This is a genomic window from Dongshaea marina (assembly GCF_003072645.1).
Lineage (GTDB): Bacteria > Pseudomonadota > Gammaproteobacteria > Enterobacterales > Aeromonadaceae > Dongshaea > Dongshaea marina.
In genome coordinates this window covers 2,121,188-2,138,352 of record NZ_CP028897.1, presented here as the reverse complement: position 1 = coordinate 2,138,352, position 17,165 = coordinate 2,121,188, and the positions used below count along the sequence as shown (strand labels likewise).

Here is a 17,165-nt window from a genome sequence, read left to right as displayed (position 1 = left end):
GCATCTCTCAAAGCGGTTTGGTAACAGCCGCGGATGATAGCATGGCTAAGGCAAAAGCGGCTAATAACCCTGGCGATCCTCCGTGGTGTCTCCCTCCTCACAAGCATCGCTCTGTAAGCTCTCCGCTCCCTCTCCGGGCAGGATCAGGTGCAACAGCACAGCCACCAGGGCGCCTGTGGTGATCCCCGAACCAAAGATCATCTGCAGCTGATGAGGTAAGCTCCTTAAGATCTCCGGACGATAGGTGACCGCCATCCCACAGGACACTCCCACGGCGATGATAATCGCACTACGCTTGCTATCTTCGCTACGAGCCATCATACGCACTCCGGCCACCGTGACCATGCCAAACATCACGATCCCAGCGCCCCCCAATACCGGCTCTGGAATGGTCACCATCAGAGCTCCGAGCTTGGGTAGCAATCCAGCCACCAGCAGCATCACCCCGGTCCAGGCAACCACATGGCGGCTGGCAACTCCTGTGATAGAGACAATTCCGACATTCTGGCTAAACGAAGAGGGCGGGGTCGAGCCGATGAGACTGGCAAAAAAGCCACCGACTCCATCACAGAGGATCCCCCGTTTGAGCTGTGACCCAGTGATCCGGGTGTGAGTCACCTCCCCCAGGGCAAGATAGTTTCCGGTGCTCTCGGTCAACATCACCAGATAGACCAGGGCGATGGTAATAATACCGCTTGGCTCAAAGCGCACCCCGAACCCGAGTAGCTCAGGAAAGCGAAACCAGCTCGCCCTGACAATCGGCTCAAAATTCACCAGGCCAAACAGCAGGCTCAACAAGTATCCCGCCATCACCCCGATCATGATTGCCGAAGCCGACACCAGCCCCTTGCCCTTAACCGCCGCCAGGATCACTACCAGCAAGACAAAGAGTCCCAACAGGAGTCGGGAGCCACTGGCATAGGTTGCCGAATGAGGATGGCCTCCCCCCAGCCAATCCACGGCCACAGGCAGAATCGACAAACCAATCAGCAAGATCACGGTCCCGGTCACCGCCGGAGGAAAAAGTCGGCGGATCTGTTGCATAAAGCGGCTGGCGATCATCATCAGAACCGAGCCCACCAGCGCCGAGCCGATGATCCCGGCCATCCCCAGGCTGGTGCCAACGGAGATGGCAACCCCGATAAAGGCAAAGCTGGTTCCCATCACTACAGGCAAGCGGATCCCGATCCCCCGCCCCCCTTACATTGGATGATGGTCACCAGCCCGGAGGCGATGAGTGATGCATTCACCAGAAAAACCAGCTCAGATGGTGGAAGCCCCACCGCAGTCCCCAATAAGAGGGGAGCTGCGATAATCCCACCGATCGCAGCTAACAGATGCTGAGCCGCCAACACCAGGGATGCCCCAGGTGTTGGCCTGTCATTCAATTCATACAGAAGCTTCATTTTCAAATCCTTCTGATCCGGTTCACCTTGTGACATTCAAGCCGGAACAAACTTAAACCGGCCATGAATCCTTTCCGGGGCAAGTGAAACGCCATCCGATTGAGCGCACTTGAGTACTTTCGGACTCAACAGGGGCGGCACACATGCAGCCCGAACAACAGGGTTTCTGGCTTTACTTAGCAAACCTTCCGCAGCATGGAGACTGCAGCAGAGCCACTGGGGTGCTGTTGCATCGCAACAAAGAGCGAGAGGCATGTACACCGAACTGGCAAAGATTATCTTGGATAATAATCGGCACTGTGAGTCACCGTGCAAAGCCAGAAACGAATCACAGCATTGATTCCATTTATGGAGAAAATCCACTAGGTCTCATCAAGTACTGATTTAATCGAGTCGATAATCGGTTGATAGCCGGTACAGCGACACAGGTTTCCCTCGAGCGCTTCATAGATGGCCTCATCATCCGGACGCTCCACCCTGTCCAGCAAAGCCTTGACGCTCATCAGGACCCCGGGGTACAGAATCCACACTGGACACCTCCTTTTTCAACAAAGGCCTGCTGCAGGGCCTTACCTTTTTCACTACCACAAACCCCCTCAATGGTTTGAATCCTGGCACCATCACACTGCACCGCTAACACCAGACAGGCACAGACCGCGTCTCCATTTAAGATCACGGTGCAAGCGCCACACTCTCCCACCGAGCACCCCTCCTTGGTTCCGGTCAGACCGAGCTCCTCCCGTAGCAGATCCAGCAGGCGATCTTCATCCCGGCAGCTCACCGACAGCTCCTGCCCATTGACCTCTAACGAAATCCTTTTCATAAACAATGCTCCTGTGATTCAGCCACACCCGGATGCTCCTTCATGATCTGAGTCATCATGGTGCCAAACATATTCAGAAATACCGGCACCTTATAGGGAGCAGACCAACGACCGCCGATCGCACTTTCCACCTGATCCCTCAGGGCCAGCTCAGCCCTGAGTAACTGATCAGGGGTTAAAGGTGCGCCGCACAAGATCTGCTCCACTCCCCGTAGCCGCTGCGGGAAGGAAAAGAGTGCCCCATCCACCAATCGACACTCCTCGACTCTGTCCCCACAAAATGAAACAGGGCACTCAGGCTCTGACGAGTAATGTTGACGGCGTTGCGCCGCCCAAGCTGAGCGTAGTAGTCCGAGAAGTAGCCCACTTGGGGAACTGGCAGATGAACCGATTTGAGGATCTCATCGGGCCGGATCTGAGTCCGGTAGCTGCCGGTGATAAAGGCCTCAAGGTCGATAAAGCGTGTCCCCGCCACACTGCACAGCTCTACCTCGGCCCCATAAGCGATCAGTGGTGGAGCCGAATCTGCACAGGGAGCTGCATTGACGATATTCCCGGCAAGAGTCGCCCGGTTGCGGATCTGCCTTGAGCCTATGGTTGCACAGGCCCTGGCCAGCAGAGGAAACCGGCTGCAGATAAAAGGGTCGGAGACAATCTTAGAGAAGTGGACCCCGCCCCCGATACTTAAGCGATCTGGCTGGCAATCAATTTGGCCCAGCTCCTCCAGCCCCGAGATATCCAGTAGTTGCTTGCTGCCCGCGAGCATCCGCCCCTGGACCAGTAGATCGGTTCCCCCGGCCAACAGTTGCCACGGCCCCGAGCCGAGCTTATCCAGAGCCATCTCAAGGGACTCTGGACGACAAACCTTCATCCCGGTCAGGCGTAGTCGCTGTTTTTTATCCGAATGCTCAAACTGCTGCTCACTCTGGCGCTGCGGTTTTCGAAGGTTATATCCCAGGAATACCTGCTCAAGAGTCAGCGGTAGCTGATAGTGGTAACGACCCGAAGCAAACGCCAGAGCATTGTTAATTGCCGCGGCCGTGGTTTCTGTGGCAGGCTCGCCGATGCTCTTAGCCCCGAAAGGCCCATAAGGGTCGGTATTTTCAACGGGCAGAACGGTCACCGTTGGCATATCCCGGATGGTTGGCAGCAGGTAGGTATCAAAGTTTTCACTCTTTATCTGCCCCTGGCTTATCTGATAATCCTCCAGAACTGCCATCCCGATCCCCTGGGCGATCCCCCCACAGATCTGGCCCTCCAGAGCGGTTCGATTAATCACCTGCCCGACATCATGGGACGCCGTGACATGCAGCACCTCGACTTTCCCCGTATCCGTATCCAGCTTGAGCTCCACCACCTGGCAGCCATAGACCCAGGTAAAGTAGGGACTCCCCTGACCCAGCTCTTCATTCCAGTCGATATCGGGGGCCTTGTACCAGCCGTAGGCCGCCATATTCACCCCTGCCGCAAAGGCAAGTGCAACCGCCTCACTAAAACTAAGCCCTGGCGCAGCGCAGTCGTCACACCAGACTCCCTCCTTCTGCCAGCTCAGGGAGGTTGAGGGAGGGAGCTTCAACTCAGCCCGCACCACCTCATCCAGACGCTGACGTAAAATCTCGGCAGCCTGTTTCACTGCATTCCCGCCCATCAGGGTGGCCCGGGACGCAACTGTCCCGCCTCCGTCTGCAATCATGGAGGTCGCAGGTTCGATAAAAGTGATCCGCTCAACCTCAACCCCTAATACCTCGGCGACAATAATAGCCATGGTGGTTTGCAGCCCCTGACCATTTTCACACACCCCGGTGGAGACATTGATACTGGCATCCGAATTGACTGTCACCAGGGCTGAAGATGTATCGACTCCCTCGGCCCCCAGGGAGCATCCTCGATAGCTGAGGGCCAACCCGATCCCATAGCGGTGAGATCCTCCCTCGGTATTGAGGGCCCGATAATAATCGGCCTTGGCCTCAAACTCTGAGCCGGTTATCGCCTTTTGCAACACCTCACTGGCGGAAACACGGTGGCCATCAAAGCGCTGACCGGTAATAGACTCTCCCCCCTGCCTCAGGCAGTTTCGCTCACGAAATTCTATGGGGGAGAGCTGACACAAGGCGGCTAACTCATCCATCAGGGATTCGCTGGCATAGGTTACCTGCGGCGAGCCAAAGCCACGCATCGCCGAGGTATAGTTATTATTGGTATACACCCCCTTGATATCGACCCGCACATGCTCGATGGCATAGGGGCCGGCCGCCTGCACCACTGAGCGCCAGGTCACAAAGGGGGTCATCGCCGCATAGGCGCCACTATCGGCCAGGATCTCTGCCTCAAGGGCGGTGATCCGTCCATCATGGCGCACCCCAACCCGATACTTCATCAGGTAGGGATGGCGCTTGCTGCTCTCACGAATCGACTCCTCACGAGTATAGTGAAAGCGAACCGGTTTGCCGGTCAGTTGGGCGAGCAGGCCCACCCGACAGGCCAGGTGATCGATGATGTCATCTTTTCCGCCGAAGGAGCCCCCATCACCGCACGCTGCACCACCACCTGGGACTGGTGCACTCCAAGATAGCCGGCAACCGTGTTGCGCACCTTATGGGGATTTTGAACCGAGCCGGAGAGGGTCAACTGCCCGCTTAGGGGATCTGTCCAGGCTAACAGGCATTCCGGCTCGATATAGGCGTGCTCCTGAAACCCGACACGGTAGCTACGCTCAATCACATGATCGGCATCCAGAAAGCCACGACGAATATCTCCCTTCTGGGTATGATGCTGGGCAACAATATTGTCATCCCGCTCCGGATGGATACGCCGCGCCTCGGGTTTTAGGGCCTCAGCAACATCGGTTATCGGAGTGTAGGGCTCATACTCGATCCGGATACAGTCCACCGCCCGGGCCGCAATCTCAGCTGTGGCTGCGGCCACCAGCGCGACCACATCACCACTGAAAAAAACTTCATCCTTCACCAGGGGGTAATAATCGCTAATCGGGAATCCGACGCATGGGTTACCGGGAATATCATCAAACAGGACCACCCGCTCCACCCCCTCAATCGCCTGTGCCTGGGAGATATCGATCCTTTTGATCCGACCCGCCGGAATATCGGTATAACGACATGCCCCATAGAGCATCCCCGGTAAGCAAATATCCGCCCCATAGACGGCTTTCCCTGTCACCTTTAACTGACCATCTGTTCTGGGGTGCCTTGCTCCAAGCTGATTGAAATGACTCATTGTGATTCCTTTCGCGGCTGAGGGACGATAGAAAACCTTTCACTGTAAATGCAACCGCTGATCACTCCTGAGACCCAGGAGCAGTCATGGCTCGATCAGCGATTGCGGGAAGATACAGCGCAGAAAACGCGCCACAATAGCTCCCGGAGTGAAATTTCCAGGCGAACTGTGATCCGACTAGCCGGATTAGCTGTTGGATGAGCCTGAACAGACCCGGCGCAGTTTATTTATCGATGGACAGGACTATCATTTTTCTCACTATGAGAAAAAATTATCAAAATGAGAGTTTACAACCATGAGAGGCAGGGAGAGTCGAGGGCTTCTCAGCAACCCTTGACATCCAGCAGGATCTGATACTGTTTGCGATCCGGTGTGAGCTGATAGATAAGATGACAATGATCGGTCATGGCCATCACCGGGTGTTTAGGCGAGAAGATCACCTGGCGCCGCTCCCGGTTCACCTGCCAGTAGCCCTGGCCATAGCCCTTAGCTAGCTTGAGCAGTGAATCGTAACCGGGTAAACCATAATGGATCTCAATCAGACGCCCCTGAAACTCAAGCAGCGCATACACATCCTGAGACTTTCCTTCGGCGATACTCAGCTGTTTAATTCGATTGACCTGATAATGCAGCTCATCCTGAAGCTCAAATAACAGCTCTCGGTGAGTCATGGTCTTACTATTTTGAATATGGGGAGACAATAAAAGAGTGGCGACCGTCAGGATCACAATAATCAGAATGAGTTGAAATGGTCCTATAATTCGCTGCTGTTCCATCGGCAGATTCGCTTGAATATGTTAACCCAAGCGTAGCTCGCTTTGCTCAAAAAAACCCAATTCGAATAAAATTGAGATACCAGACAGGGATCGGACAGAGAGCTGGCTCACATTTTTGCAGTGAAAAGGCTTCGAAGAATAAAATGAAATATCATTAAAAAAGGCACAGCCCCTGATTTAACTGATCCCCAATGACAGTGAGTGCTCATCTTCATCCTGAGAAAACTCAGTTTGCCAAAGCCTGTCATTCATCACCTTAATCACTGAAAATTGATTCAGTTGTTTCGTTGGGTTGAGAGTCATCCGCTCATCAATTAATAAACAAAAACTTGCACAATCCCCCGCCTCAATCACCAGGAAAAAACCACTGTCGACAGGAGAACAGAGTCTGACAATCTGCCCAAATGAGGGCTTAAACTTATGCTTCGATGTGGTAAAAAACCAGCTCTGTGGCATTTTAGGTTTATAAAAACGCTGTACCGCAATGCTATTAAGCATTAGCTGAACCTTGAGAGGGACGGGCCAATCCAGGGGAAGCAAGGCCTCGGTTAACTGGTAGTAACTTTTGGTATCTTCGACGGAAAAACGTTGGTTTTCCAGGGCAGCCGGGATCAGCTCCTTGGCCGAATAGGAGCTCACAAAAATCATATCTTCGGATAGCTCAAGCTGCAGTCTTTCCTGCTGCCTGTCATAGTTCCAACACCAATTTTCACTTGGTTGTAGTAACATAATCTCTATCCATCTCTTTTATGAGCTCCCTTTCAGTCTATTCACCCATTAGCATTTTTTCTAATTTTACATTCTGTAAAATGACTAAAGTGCGTTGGCGATCTCTTTTATTAGCTCAGGCCCCTTATAAATAAAGCCGGTATAAATTTGCACCAGCTGTGCTCCCGCTTGCTGTTTTTCACGGGCCGCCATTGCACTATCAATTCCACCTACGCCAATAATAGGAAGCTTGTCTTCTAACTTGTTTTTAAGGTGATTAATTATAAGCGTGCTCCTGTTTTGTAGGGGTCTGCCACTTAATCCTCCATCCTCTCCGGCATGAGGCATGTCAAATATCAATGAGCGATCCAGGGTTGTGTTGGTGGCAATCACTCCATCAATTCCATGCTTTAATAAAGCCTGGGCAACCTGGTCCACCTCTTCAAAACTGAGATCCGGAGCAATCTTCAGCGCAAGCGGCACATATTTACCATGCTGCTCGGCCAGCTCCTGCTGCTTTTTCTTCAGTCCACCGAGCAGTTCATCAAGAGCTTCGCCATATTGAAGGCTTCTTAAATCCGGTGTGTTGGGTGAAGAGATGTTGATCGCAATGTAACCTGCATATTGATACACCTTATCCATGCAGATCAGGTAATCCTCCAGCCCCTTCTCAATGGGAGTGTCTTTGTTCTTTCCGATATTGACCCCAAGAACCGCACGATAACGTGCCGCCTTGATATTCTCTACCAGGTTATCCACCCCCTTATTGTTAAAACCCATTCGGTTGATGATCCCCTGAGCCGGGATCACCCGAAACAGGCGGGGTTTGGGGTTACCGGACTGAGGGCGGGGGGTCACTGTCCCCACCTCGATAAAACCAAAGCCCATGGCATCCAGCGCCTCGATGCACTCACCATCTTTATCCAGACCGGCAGCCAGTCCGACCGGATTTGGGAAGGTCAGCCCCATCACCTCAACGGGATTATCCGGGATGTTTTGGCGGTAGAAGTAATCGAAGGGGAAGTGATGGTGGCGGGAAAGTTGACGCATGCTCAAATCATGAGCTTTTTCAGGATCAAATTTAAACAATACAGACCGAACAAGGTTATATAGCATTAGGGGCTCCTAAAAAAGCCCCGGTAGTTCACCGGGGCCAGATAACGATCACGCTATATTTCTACAGTTTAAATTGAGAAGATTCAACTCTCTTAATGCAACAGAGAATTTCGCATACTCATGGGTACTGGTTACTTTAAAGTCCGAGAGCATGTGATTCCAGCGCTGCAACAGGGGATCATTGAGCTCGATCCAACTCTCGAGCAGACTGAAACAAACCTCCTTATCCTTACAGGCTTCGCTTCCCAGAACCGCCGATGTCAATGAGCGCTGCTGCCAATCGAGCTCCTCACGGAACGAGGCTTTCGCCAGAGCCTGCCAGTGGTTGGCCACCGGCTGATCATTGATCTGATCCATAAACCAGTGCAGTCCCATCCGGGCTCCGAGGCGGAAATAGACCTCCGCCACCAGCCGGATGTCTCGTTTTTTCTTCTCCGCTACCTGAGCCACATCCAGCACAGAGAACAGAGCTCCCATATGCACGATCTGGGTTGCGATATGTTTTGGAACCTTCTTCTCAATCAGACGCTCTACCTTCAGGGAGAACTGCTCAACCTCCTCCTGCTCCATCAGCTTGTAGAGATTCTCATGCAATGTCTCCAGTGCCGGACGGAAGAAGTCGATATTTTGCTGAATCGACAAGCTGCGATCACGTCCCCGCAGGAACCAGCGAGTCACCCTGCGCACCAGGCGTCGATGCTCCATCAGCATCTCCAGCTGCACTTCAGCCGTGATATGGTTATCCATCGCCTCGATATCACGCCACAGTTGCTCCATGCCAAATACTTCACGGGCAATGATGAAGCAGGCAGCGATCTCAGGTGTGCCGGCCCCGGTTTCATCCTTCATCCGCACCGAGAAATTAAGCCCCATATCATTAACCATCATATTGGCCAGCCGGGTCGCGATAATTTCACTCGCCAGCGGATGATCGGGCATTGCATCCCCGAAACGATCCTGCAGGACCGGCGGGAAGTTAGTCAGAAGCAACCGCATCAGATAGGGATCGCTACTGATCTCTTCACAATCGAGCTCCTCTTTGAGCACCATCTTGCTATAGGAGACCAGCACCGACAGCTCGGGACGGGTTAATCCGCGATCATTGGCGATCCGATCGGTGAGCTCCTCATCCGTAGGCAGATGCTCAAGGGCCCGATCCAGTTTGTTCTCTTTCTCCAGGGTATGGATAAAGCGCTGCTGCTCTTTGAGAAGCTCGGCGGCGCGGAATGAGGAGATCGAGATGCTCTGAGACTGACGATAGGCGTTGGTCAGGACGATATTCGCCACCTCATCGGTCATCTCGTACAGCAGCCGGTTGCGCTGCTTCATGGTGAGATCGCCGCGGGCGACCAGGCCGTTCAGCAAGATCTTGATATTCACTTCGTTATCGGAACAATCCACCCCACCAACATTATCGATGAAGTCGGTGTTGATCCGTCCACCCTTGCTGGCATATTCGATGCGCCCCAGCTGGGTACAGCCAAGATTTCCGCCCTCGCCGACGATCCGTACATTCAGCTCACAGCCATTGACCCGAACCGCATCATTGGCGCGATCCCCCACATCCACATCACTTTCGGTGACGCTCTTCACATAGGTGCCGATCCCTCCATTCCACAGAAGATCCACTTCCAGAAGCAACAGGGCGCGGATCACATCATTGGGCGGCATGCTCACTCTTTGGGTCTTAAACAGCTTCTTCATCTGGGGTGACAGACGAATCGACTTGGCAGAGCGCGGGAAGATCCCGCCCCCCTCGGAGATGAGCTCTGAGTTATAGTCACCCCAGGAGGAGCCCGCCATCTCAAACAGACGCTGACGCTCGATATAGCTTGAGGCGGCATCCGGATCAGGGTCGATAAAGATATGTTGATGGTTGAAAGCCCCCACCAGACGGGTATGGCGTGACAGCAACATGCCGTTGCCAAAGACATCCCCGGCCATATCGCCAATCCCGACACAGGTAAAATCTGTGGTTTGGCAGTCGATATCCATTTCGCGGAAGTGGCGCTTCACCGATTCCCAGGCGCCCAGGGCGGTGATCCCCATCTTCTTGTGATCGTAACCAACCGAGCCCCCGGAGGCGAAGGCATCCCCCAGCCAGTGTCCGTACTCCTCACTGATCTCGTTGGCAATATCCGAGAAGGTAGCCGTTCCCTTATCGGCGGCAACAACCAGGTAGTAATCGTCATCATCGTGTCGCACCACATTCTCAGGGGCAACCACCTCTCCCTTGATCATGTTATCCGTGATATCCAAAAGGCCCCGGATAAAGGTGCGGTAACAGTTCTTACCCTCTTCGAAGATCGCCTGGCGATCCCCCTCGGGCAGCAGCTTACACACAAAGCCACCCTTGGCACCGACCGGCACGATCACTGTGTTTTTCACCTGCTGGGCCTTGGCCAGTCCCAGCACCTCGGTTCGAAAATCCTCCCGGCGATCGGACCAGCGCAATCCACCCCGGGCGATCTTGCCAAACCGCAAATGAACCCCCTCGACTCGCGGTGAATAGACAAAGATTTCATAGTTGGGCAGCGGCAGCGGCATATCCGAGATATCGCGCGGTGAGATCTTAAACGAAATATAACGCTTATCCCGACCCAAACGATCGGCCTGATAGTAGTTGGTTCTAAGGGTTGCTTCGATCATCTCCATATAGCGGCGGATGATTCGGTCATCATCCAGGTTCGCCACATTGTCGAGCTGATCGATGATCTGGTTATGCAGTTTATCCAGCAGCTTGCCATCCTGCTTTAACTTGGGAGAGAAGCGGCGGCGGAACAGCTCCAGCAAAAGTCCAGCCAGCTTGGGATAGCGGATCAGGGTACGCTCGGTATAGGCCTGGGAGAAGGTCCAGCCGGTTTGCAGCATATACTTGGCGTAGGATCGCAGCACGCTAACCTCCCGCCCGGTCAGTCCCGCCTCCAGCACCAAACGGTTGAAGCCATCATCTTCAAGCTGGCCATGCCAGATCATGGCAAAGGCATCCTGGAACAGCCCCTGGCTCTTCTCCAGATCCATCTCACTTGCGCCGCTATACAGCATCATGAACTCAAGGATCCAGAAGATCTCACCATCTGAGGTCCTGATCTGATAGGGACGCTCACCGATCACCCTAAGCCCCATGTTCTCAAGCATCGGCATCACATCAGACAGATAAATAGGCCGGTCCTTATGGAATAGCTTGAGATGAACATGGTCTGAATCACTGAGCTCCTCCTGGGGTCGGTAGAACATCATGTCCAGGGTATGCTCGGCGCTCAGGCTCTCCATCTTGGCGATATCGGCCACCACCACCCCGGGCAGCACATCTTCCTTGTAGGAGCGCGGAAAACCGTTAACATAACGGCGGGCCAGCTTATTGCCACGGGCCTCACCATAATTACTCAGCAGAGCCGATTCGAGCTTATCTTCCCAGGAACGGGCGACCTCAACCAGATTAATCTGGATATCATTCACATCAACATCCATATTGTTATTCTCGACTCGGACAATGTAGTGGGCGCGCGCCAATCTGCCCTCAGAGAAATAGGGGTGCATCTCCACCTCTTCTTCTGAATGCAGCGCGTTTTTGAGCATGGTGCGGATCCGCCCGGCGAGATCTGTGCTGTATCTATCCTTGGTGACATACACCATGCAGGAGAAGAAGCGTCCGAAGATATCACGCCGGACAAACAGCCGGGTCAGATCCCGCTCCTGCATCTCCAGAACCCCCATCCCGATATTGAGCAGCTCCGACTCACTGGCCTGAATAAGCTCATCCCTTGGATAGGTTTCCAGAATATTCAGCAGCGCCTTATAGGCGTGAGAGCCTGCCTCGTAACCGGAGGCCTTCATGATCCGCTCAATCTTGTGGCCCAGCAGTGGCAGCTGCATCACGCTGGCGGTATAGGTTGAAGAGGCATAAAGGCCGATGAAACGATCTTCCCCGATCACCCGTCCCTGCTTATCGAAGCGTTTGATCCCTATGTAATCGATATAGGCGGGTCGATGCACCCGGGAGCGGGTATTGGATTTGGTCAGGATCAGCAGGTTCGAGCTCAGGGCCTCATGGCGGGCACTCTCGGCCATCTGGCTTAAATTCAAAATCTTTTGCGGAGAGTTTTTCATCAGCCCCAGGCTGCTCTCCATATTGGGTCTGAGCTCATAATCCCCTCGACCGCCACCAGATCGTAGCTGCGATAACCCATCAGGGTAAAGTTATGATCCGCCACCCACTTGAGAAACTCCAGGGCCTCCTCCCTCTGGTAGTTCTCACCGTAGAAGGGCTGCTTGGGGAGCTCTTTGATCAGTTGATTGAGCCGCTCCAGCATCGGCGTCCAATCGGAGACCGCCGCCCTCACTTCAGTGACCACAGAGTGAAGCTCTTCACTGAGCGCCACCAGCTCCTGCTCACTGGTCTGCCGGTCGATCTCAATCAGAAATACCGTCTCGACCCGCTCATCTTTGGCATTCTGATCCAGATCCAACAGTTTACTGACCCTTCCTGCCTTGGTTCGAACCAGGTGGAGCGGCTGGTGCAGCAACAGGTGTGCGGTAATACTGTGCCGACTCAGCGCCATACGTATCGAGTCCACTAAGAAAGGCGTATCGTTGAGAATGATCTCAACGATAGTGTGGGAGGACTGCCAGCCATGGCGGGTCAATTCCGGGTTATACACCCGAATATAGGGCTCATCGCCCTTGCGCTGATTCAGGGCGTTCCACAGGCTGATCGCTGCGCCATAGAGCTCACTGTCGTTGCGACAAAAGAGATCATCCCGGGATAGATTTCCGTAAAACTTACTGACAAAGCGCTTAACCAGCTCAGTACTTTGCTTTTCAACTTTGCGCTGAATTAACCCCATCACATTCTCGAGGAGTGCTGGAGTCGGGGCGTCTTTAAATGCCATTATTAGATATCCTTATGGGTACCGCCGAGGGTGACGTTCAGAGGAGCCTGCCGGTGTGAGAAAACCAACAACCCCGTAACAACTGACAGGAAGTTTAAGCCTTTGCCGGCGCAAAATCGAGAAGTGGGGGGGGGATTTGTTAAATAAATGAACCAAGCTCACACATTGAGAGCCACCCCGCAAAAAAAACCAATCTGCTGTTGTTGAAGCCGTTTTTCTTTGCCTGCGACAAAGATGGGAGTTGAGGTGGATGCTGATGTTTAAATTTTGTTATCCGATTCGCTCCAGCGACTGAAAACGATTGTGATCATCCGCAGTCAGCAAAAAGCGTCCCCGCAACCCGGCCGCCGAAACAAATGAGCGAAACTTATCAATCCCTATCTCCAGAGTAAATCCCATCTCGGTTCGAACCACCAGCTTGTTGACATCACCCTGGTAGTAAAGGAGTAGCTCACGATAAGGAATATAGAGATTAAAAACATACTGCTTCATCATCGAACCAAAGAGAACTCCTCAGGTTGATTCAGGGGTGGAGCCACTCCCCACCCCTAGTGCGATCAGGAAAGAGCCTTACTTACCTTCTCATATAGATCTTTAGCCAGAGACTCAAGCTGCTGCAACTTTTCAAGCTCGCTGCGCATCAGGGCTGCTCTTTGACTATCATAGCGTTTGAACTGAATCAGTGGTGTGATCAAGCGAGCTGCCACCTGGGGGTTGAGGGTATTGAGCTCGCGGATCACCTGTGCAAGCAACTTGTATCCTGCGCCATCAATGCGGTGGAAGTGAAGCGGATTGCTGGCTGAGAATACACCGATGAGCGCCCTCACCCGATTGGGGTTTTTGAGGCTAAATACCGGATGCTCAAACAGGCTGGTGATCGAATCTATCACCTCTGGTGCCGGTGAGAGCGCCTGCAGGGCAAACCACTGATCCATCACCAGAGGATCATGGCTCCAGGCTTTCTCAAAGTCCGCCATCAGGACGTTGCGACACTCCAATTGCTCCCCATTGGCGACACTCAGAGCCATCATGGTATCTGTCATGTTATCAGCGCCCTTATAGAGCCTCTCAACCAGCTCCTGACCCAGTTCCTTATCGGCACAGGCGATATAGCTCAGGCATACCGCCTTCAAAGAGCGCTCACCGATCGCCTGGTGGTTGATCTGGTAAGCTTCATCTCGGTTCAACGTCCCCATCAGCTGAGTAAAGCGGGGCAGTAATACCTCTGCCAGCCGCTGCTTGATAAAGCAGCGCACCCGATGAATACCATCCACGTCCACCTCATCAAATAGCTCCGCCATTGAGCTCTCATCACTAAGCCGCAGGATCTCGGCCTTGAGCATGGGATCCAGGGATTCATCTTCAAGGACACTGGCGAATGCAGAGATCACCTCATCGGGAAGCTCCAGTGCCTGCTCCTGCCGATAGCGCTCAAGATTAGACTTAAGCTGTTTCGCTACCAACATCTGAGCGGCATCCCAACGGGAGAAAAGATCGGTCGCATGGCGCATCAATAAGGCCAGCTGCTGATTGCTATAAGGGTAATCCAGTTTTACCGGCGCCGAAAACTCCCGCAGCAGGGAGGGGATCGGCTGCTCGCTCAGCCCCTCAAACTCGAACTCCTGCTCGGTTTCGGTCACATTAAGGATGTGCGATACGCTCTGACCATTGATCCGAAACGGCTGCGGCTCACCCCGACTGTTGTAGAGCTCAAGATTAAAGGGAATATGCAGTGGCTGCTTATCGCTCTGATCCTGGGTCGCAGGGGTGTGTTGAGCTATGTGCAGACGATAGACCCCGCTTGCCTCATCATAGCTGTCGCGCACCGTCAGCACCGGGGTTCCGGACTGGCTATACCAGCGGCTAAACTGACCTAGATCGATTCCGGAGGCATCCTGCATTGCCTGAACAAAATCATCACAGGTGACCGCCTGGCCGTCGAACCGCTCAAAATAGAGTCTCATCCCCGCCTGGAAATTCTCCTCCCCAAGCAGGGTGTGCATCATGCGGATCACCTCAGAGCCCTTCTCATACACGGTCACCGTATAGAAGTTACTCATCTCAATGACCGCATCGGGACGGATCGGGTGAGCCATTGGGCTGGCATCCTCCGCAAACTGGCGGCTGCGCATCAACCGCACATTGAGAATTCGGTTATAGGCCCTTGATCCTACATCTGAGCTGAACTCCTGATCTCGAAATACCGTCAGCCCCTCTTTGAGGCTAAGCTGGAACCAGTCTCGACAGGTAACCCGGTTACCGGTCCAGTTATGAAAATACTCATGGGCAATCACCCGCTCAATGCCGTGGTAGTCGTTATCGGTCGCCGTCTTGGCATTGGCCAGCACAAACTTGGAGTTAAAGACATTGAGCCCCTTATTCTCCATCGCCCCCATGTTGAAAAAATCGACCGCGACTATCATGTAGATATCCAGATCGTATTCGAGATCAAAGCGCTCCTCATCCCAGCGCATCGATTTTTTGAGGCTCTCCATCGCATGAAACGCTCGATCCCGGTTTCCCTTATCCACATAGATCTCAAGGGCAACCTTTCGCCCGGAGCGGGTACTAAAGCTATCTTCGAGCAGATCAAAATCCCCGGCCACGAGCGCAAAAAGATAACTTGGCTTGGGAAAGGGATCTTCCCACTGTACCCAGTGCTTCCCATCGGCAAGCTCACCACTATCAATTCGGTTACCATTGGACAGCAGCGCCGGATAGAGTGTCTTGTCTGCGGTGATCCGAACCCGGTAGCGACTCAGGATATCGGGCCGGTCCAGAAAATAGGTGATGCGGCGAAACCCTTCGGCCTCACACTGGGTACAGAACGCCTCGCCGGACTTATACAGTCCCTCGAGAGCACTGTTATTCAGAGGGTCAATGATGGTGGTAATGGTTAGCTCAAACTCATCCGGGAGGGAGCTCAGTTCCAGTTGATCCGGTTTGAGCTGATACTCGGTAAAGCTCTGCCCATTGAGCAAAACTTCCGCCAGCTCCAACCCCTGACCATCCAAAACCAGCGGCTGCTGATGCTCACCATTGCGCCGTACCCGGCTGACGGCGCTGACCCGGGTTTGGGTATCATCCAGCTGAAAATCAAGATCTATGCTGTCGATGAGAAACTGGGGGGGCTGATAATCCTTGCGGTATTTTGTTTGGGGTTGGGGTGCTGTCATTGTTATCGATTCTCTGTTACAGACGAAAACCCTTAAGCTGACACAGCTATTGATTCAAATCAAACAACTCAGAGGAATCGGGCTCATCAGAGCCTGAAACAGCCCCAAGCTGAAAACTTTTTGAACAGTCCATCCACCACTTGTGATAACTCGGTGCATCTGCGGCACAACTTCACTGCAAAAACCGTTCGACCAACTTCTGATATGCACCACTTCGTTTGAGTTTGGCAAGGCTTTGGTTAAAGCGTGCAACCTGCCCGGGAGTTGTCGACACTTTACTGAATAGAATGTATTGATCTGAGGTGGTGATCTTCAGAGGGTAGATCTCCACATCATCGAGATAATTCTTCACCAGAGCCTTGATCGAAGCCTGCCCCCCCAGGAAACCATCGATTCTACCGGACATAAACATCTTATATTTTTGCTGCTCCGTGTTATAGACCGAGAGCCTGCCGTTGTCGATGAGCTCCTGACGAGCCTTTTCAAAAGCCTTTCCATAATAGACCCCACGGTTGATTCCTAATCGGAACTGACTGTCCACAATGTCTCGGAGCTGGCTGAAGCTGTAGAGATCGGAGGTCCCCTTCATCACAAACAGCGCCATGGTCTCTGTCCGGTAGGGAGCCGAATAGTAAAACCAACGTTGACGCTCTTCGGTCATAGAGGCTCCGGCCACCAGATCCTGTACTCCAACCCTGGCTTCGTGGATCCCGCGCTGCCAGGGGCGCTGGTGAAGCTTCAGTTCACAGCCCATATCTGTTGCTGCGAGCCGCATCAACTCAATATCGAACCCCGTCAGGTGGCTATCCTCCTGGTACTGATAGGGCTCCCATCCCATGTTGAGGACGCAGCGGGCACCAGCCCAGCCGGTCCCGGAACCGATCAGTAAAACCAGGGCACCCAGAAATACAGTAAGTCGCCGAAAGCCAACCCTATCACAGCCAGACACATCCCCCCTCCTATTGCTGGCAGGGCTACTTCAAGGATAGCCACTCCTACACACCTCTCCCAGCCTAACACCCTATAGATGTGAA

Annotated in this window: 9 protein-coding genes and 3 pseudogenes; all 12 read right to left on the bottom strand. The window is 53.4% G+C overall.

Features of this window, described 5'->3' with window-relative positions; all coding sequences use genetic code 11:
• Positions 1-60: 60 nt before the first annotated feature.
• Positions 61-1,167 carry a nucleobase:cation symporter-2 family protein gene (locus tag DB847_RS10195; protein WP_267897762.1) on the bottom strand — a complete coding sequence of 369 codons (1,107 nt, stop codon included), beginning with the start codon at positions 1,165-1,167 and terminating at the stop codon, positions 61-63.
• Positions 1,167-1,406, bottom strand: coding sequence for a solute carrier family 23 protein (locus DB847_RS26040; RefSeq protein ID WP_199911798.1), 240 nt, complete (start codon positions 1,404-1,406; stop codon positions 1,167-1,169). Before DB847_RS26040 ends, DB847_RS10195 begins: the two co-directional genes overlap by 1 nt.
• Before the next feature lie 362 nt (positions 1,407-1,768).
• A pseudogene (locus tag DB847_RS10190) lies at positions 1,769-2,229 on the bottom strand ((2Fe-2S)-binding protein).
• A complete protein-coding gene (locus DB847_RS26035) occupies positions 2,226-2,360 on the bottom strand; it encodes a hypothetical protein (RefSeq protein WP_267897758.1) in 135 nt (44 codons plus the stop codon). Before DB847_RS26035 ends, DB847_RS10190 begins: the two are co-directional and overlap by 4 nt.
• Before the next feature lie 47 nt (positions 2,361-2,407).
• A pseudogene (locus tag DB847_RS25525) lies at positions 2,408-5,347 on the bottom strand (molybdopterin cofactor-binding domain-containing protein); the annotation flags it as partial.
• 439 nt (positions 5,348-5,786) lie between these two features.
• Positions 5,787-6,239: a hypothetical protein gene (locus tag DB847_RS10180; protein ID WP_108650579.1), complete on the bottom strand. Its 453-nt coding sequence runs from the start codon at positions 6,237-6,239 to the stop codon at positions 5,787-5,789.
• A gap of 177 nt (positions 6,240-6,416) precedes the next feature.
• The gene (locus tag DB847_RS10175; protein ID WP_108650578.1) at positions 6,417-6,968 is read right to left on the bottom strand and encodes a cell division protein ZapC; all 552 of its coding nucleotides are present in this window, start codon (positions 6,966-6,968) and stop codon (positions 6,417-6,419) included.
• 84 nt (positions 6,969-7,052) lie between these two features.
• Positions 7,053-8,063: a quinone-dependent dihydroorotate dehydrogenase gene (pyrD, locus tag DB847_RS10170; RefSeq protein ID WP_108650577.1), complete on the bottom strand. Its 1,011-nt coding sequence runs from the start codon at positions 8,061-8,063 to the stop codon at positions 7,053-7,055.
• A 48-nt stretch (positions 8,064-8,111) separates the two neighbouring features.
• Positions 8,112-12,955 (bottom strand): annotated as a pseudogene (locus DB847_RS10165) (NAD-glutamate dehydrogenase).
• 270 nt (positions 12,956-13,225) lie between these two features.
• A complete protein-coding gene (locus DB847_RS10160; RefSeq protein ID WP_108652953.1) occupies positions 13,226-13,447 on the bottom strand; it encodes a DUF2835 family protein in 222 nt (73 codons plus the stop codon).
• A 65-nt stretch (positions 13,448-13,512) separates the two neighbouring features.
• Positions 13,513-16,137, bottom strand: a complete 2,625-nt coding sequence (gene pepN, locus DB847_RS10155; RefSeq protein WP_407644460.1) for an aminopeptidase N — start codon at positions 16,135-16,137, stop codon at positions 13,513-13,515.
• Positions 16,138-16,303: 166 nt separating this feature from the next.
• Positions 16,304-17,080, bottom strand: a complete 777-nt coding sequence (locus DB847_RS10150; RefSeq protein ID WP_108650575.1) for a substrate-binding periplasmic protein — start codon at positions 17,078-17,080, stop codon at positions 16,304-16,306.
• Positions 17,081-17,165: the final 85 nt, after the last annotated feature.

Bases quoted from the DNA above. Each gene is read 5' to 3' on its own strand.
- DB847_RS10160 (WP_108652953.1), bottom strand. From the start codon at position 13,447: ATGAAGCAGTATGTTTTTAATCTCTATATTCCTTATCGTGAGCTACTC.
- pyrD (WP_108650577.1), bottom strand. From the start codon at position 8,063: ATGCTATATAACCTTGTTCGGTCTGTATTGTTTAAATTTGATCCTGAA.
- DB847_RS26040 (WP_199911798.1), bottom strand. From the start codon at position 1,406: ATGAAGCTTCTGTATGAATTGAATGACAGGCCAACACCTGGGGCATCC.
- DB847_RS10175 (WP_108650578.1), bottom strand. From the start codon at position 6,968: ATGTTACTACAACCAAGTGAAAATTGGTGTTGGAACTATGACAGGCAG.
- DB847_RS10180 (WP_108650579.1), bottom strand. From the start codon at position 6,239: ATGGAACAGCAGCGAATTATAGGACCATTTCAACTCATTCTGATTATT.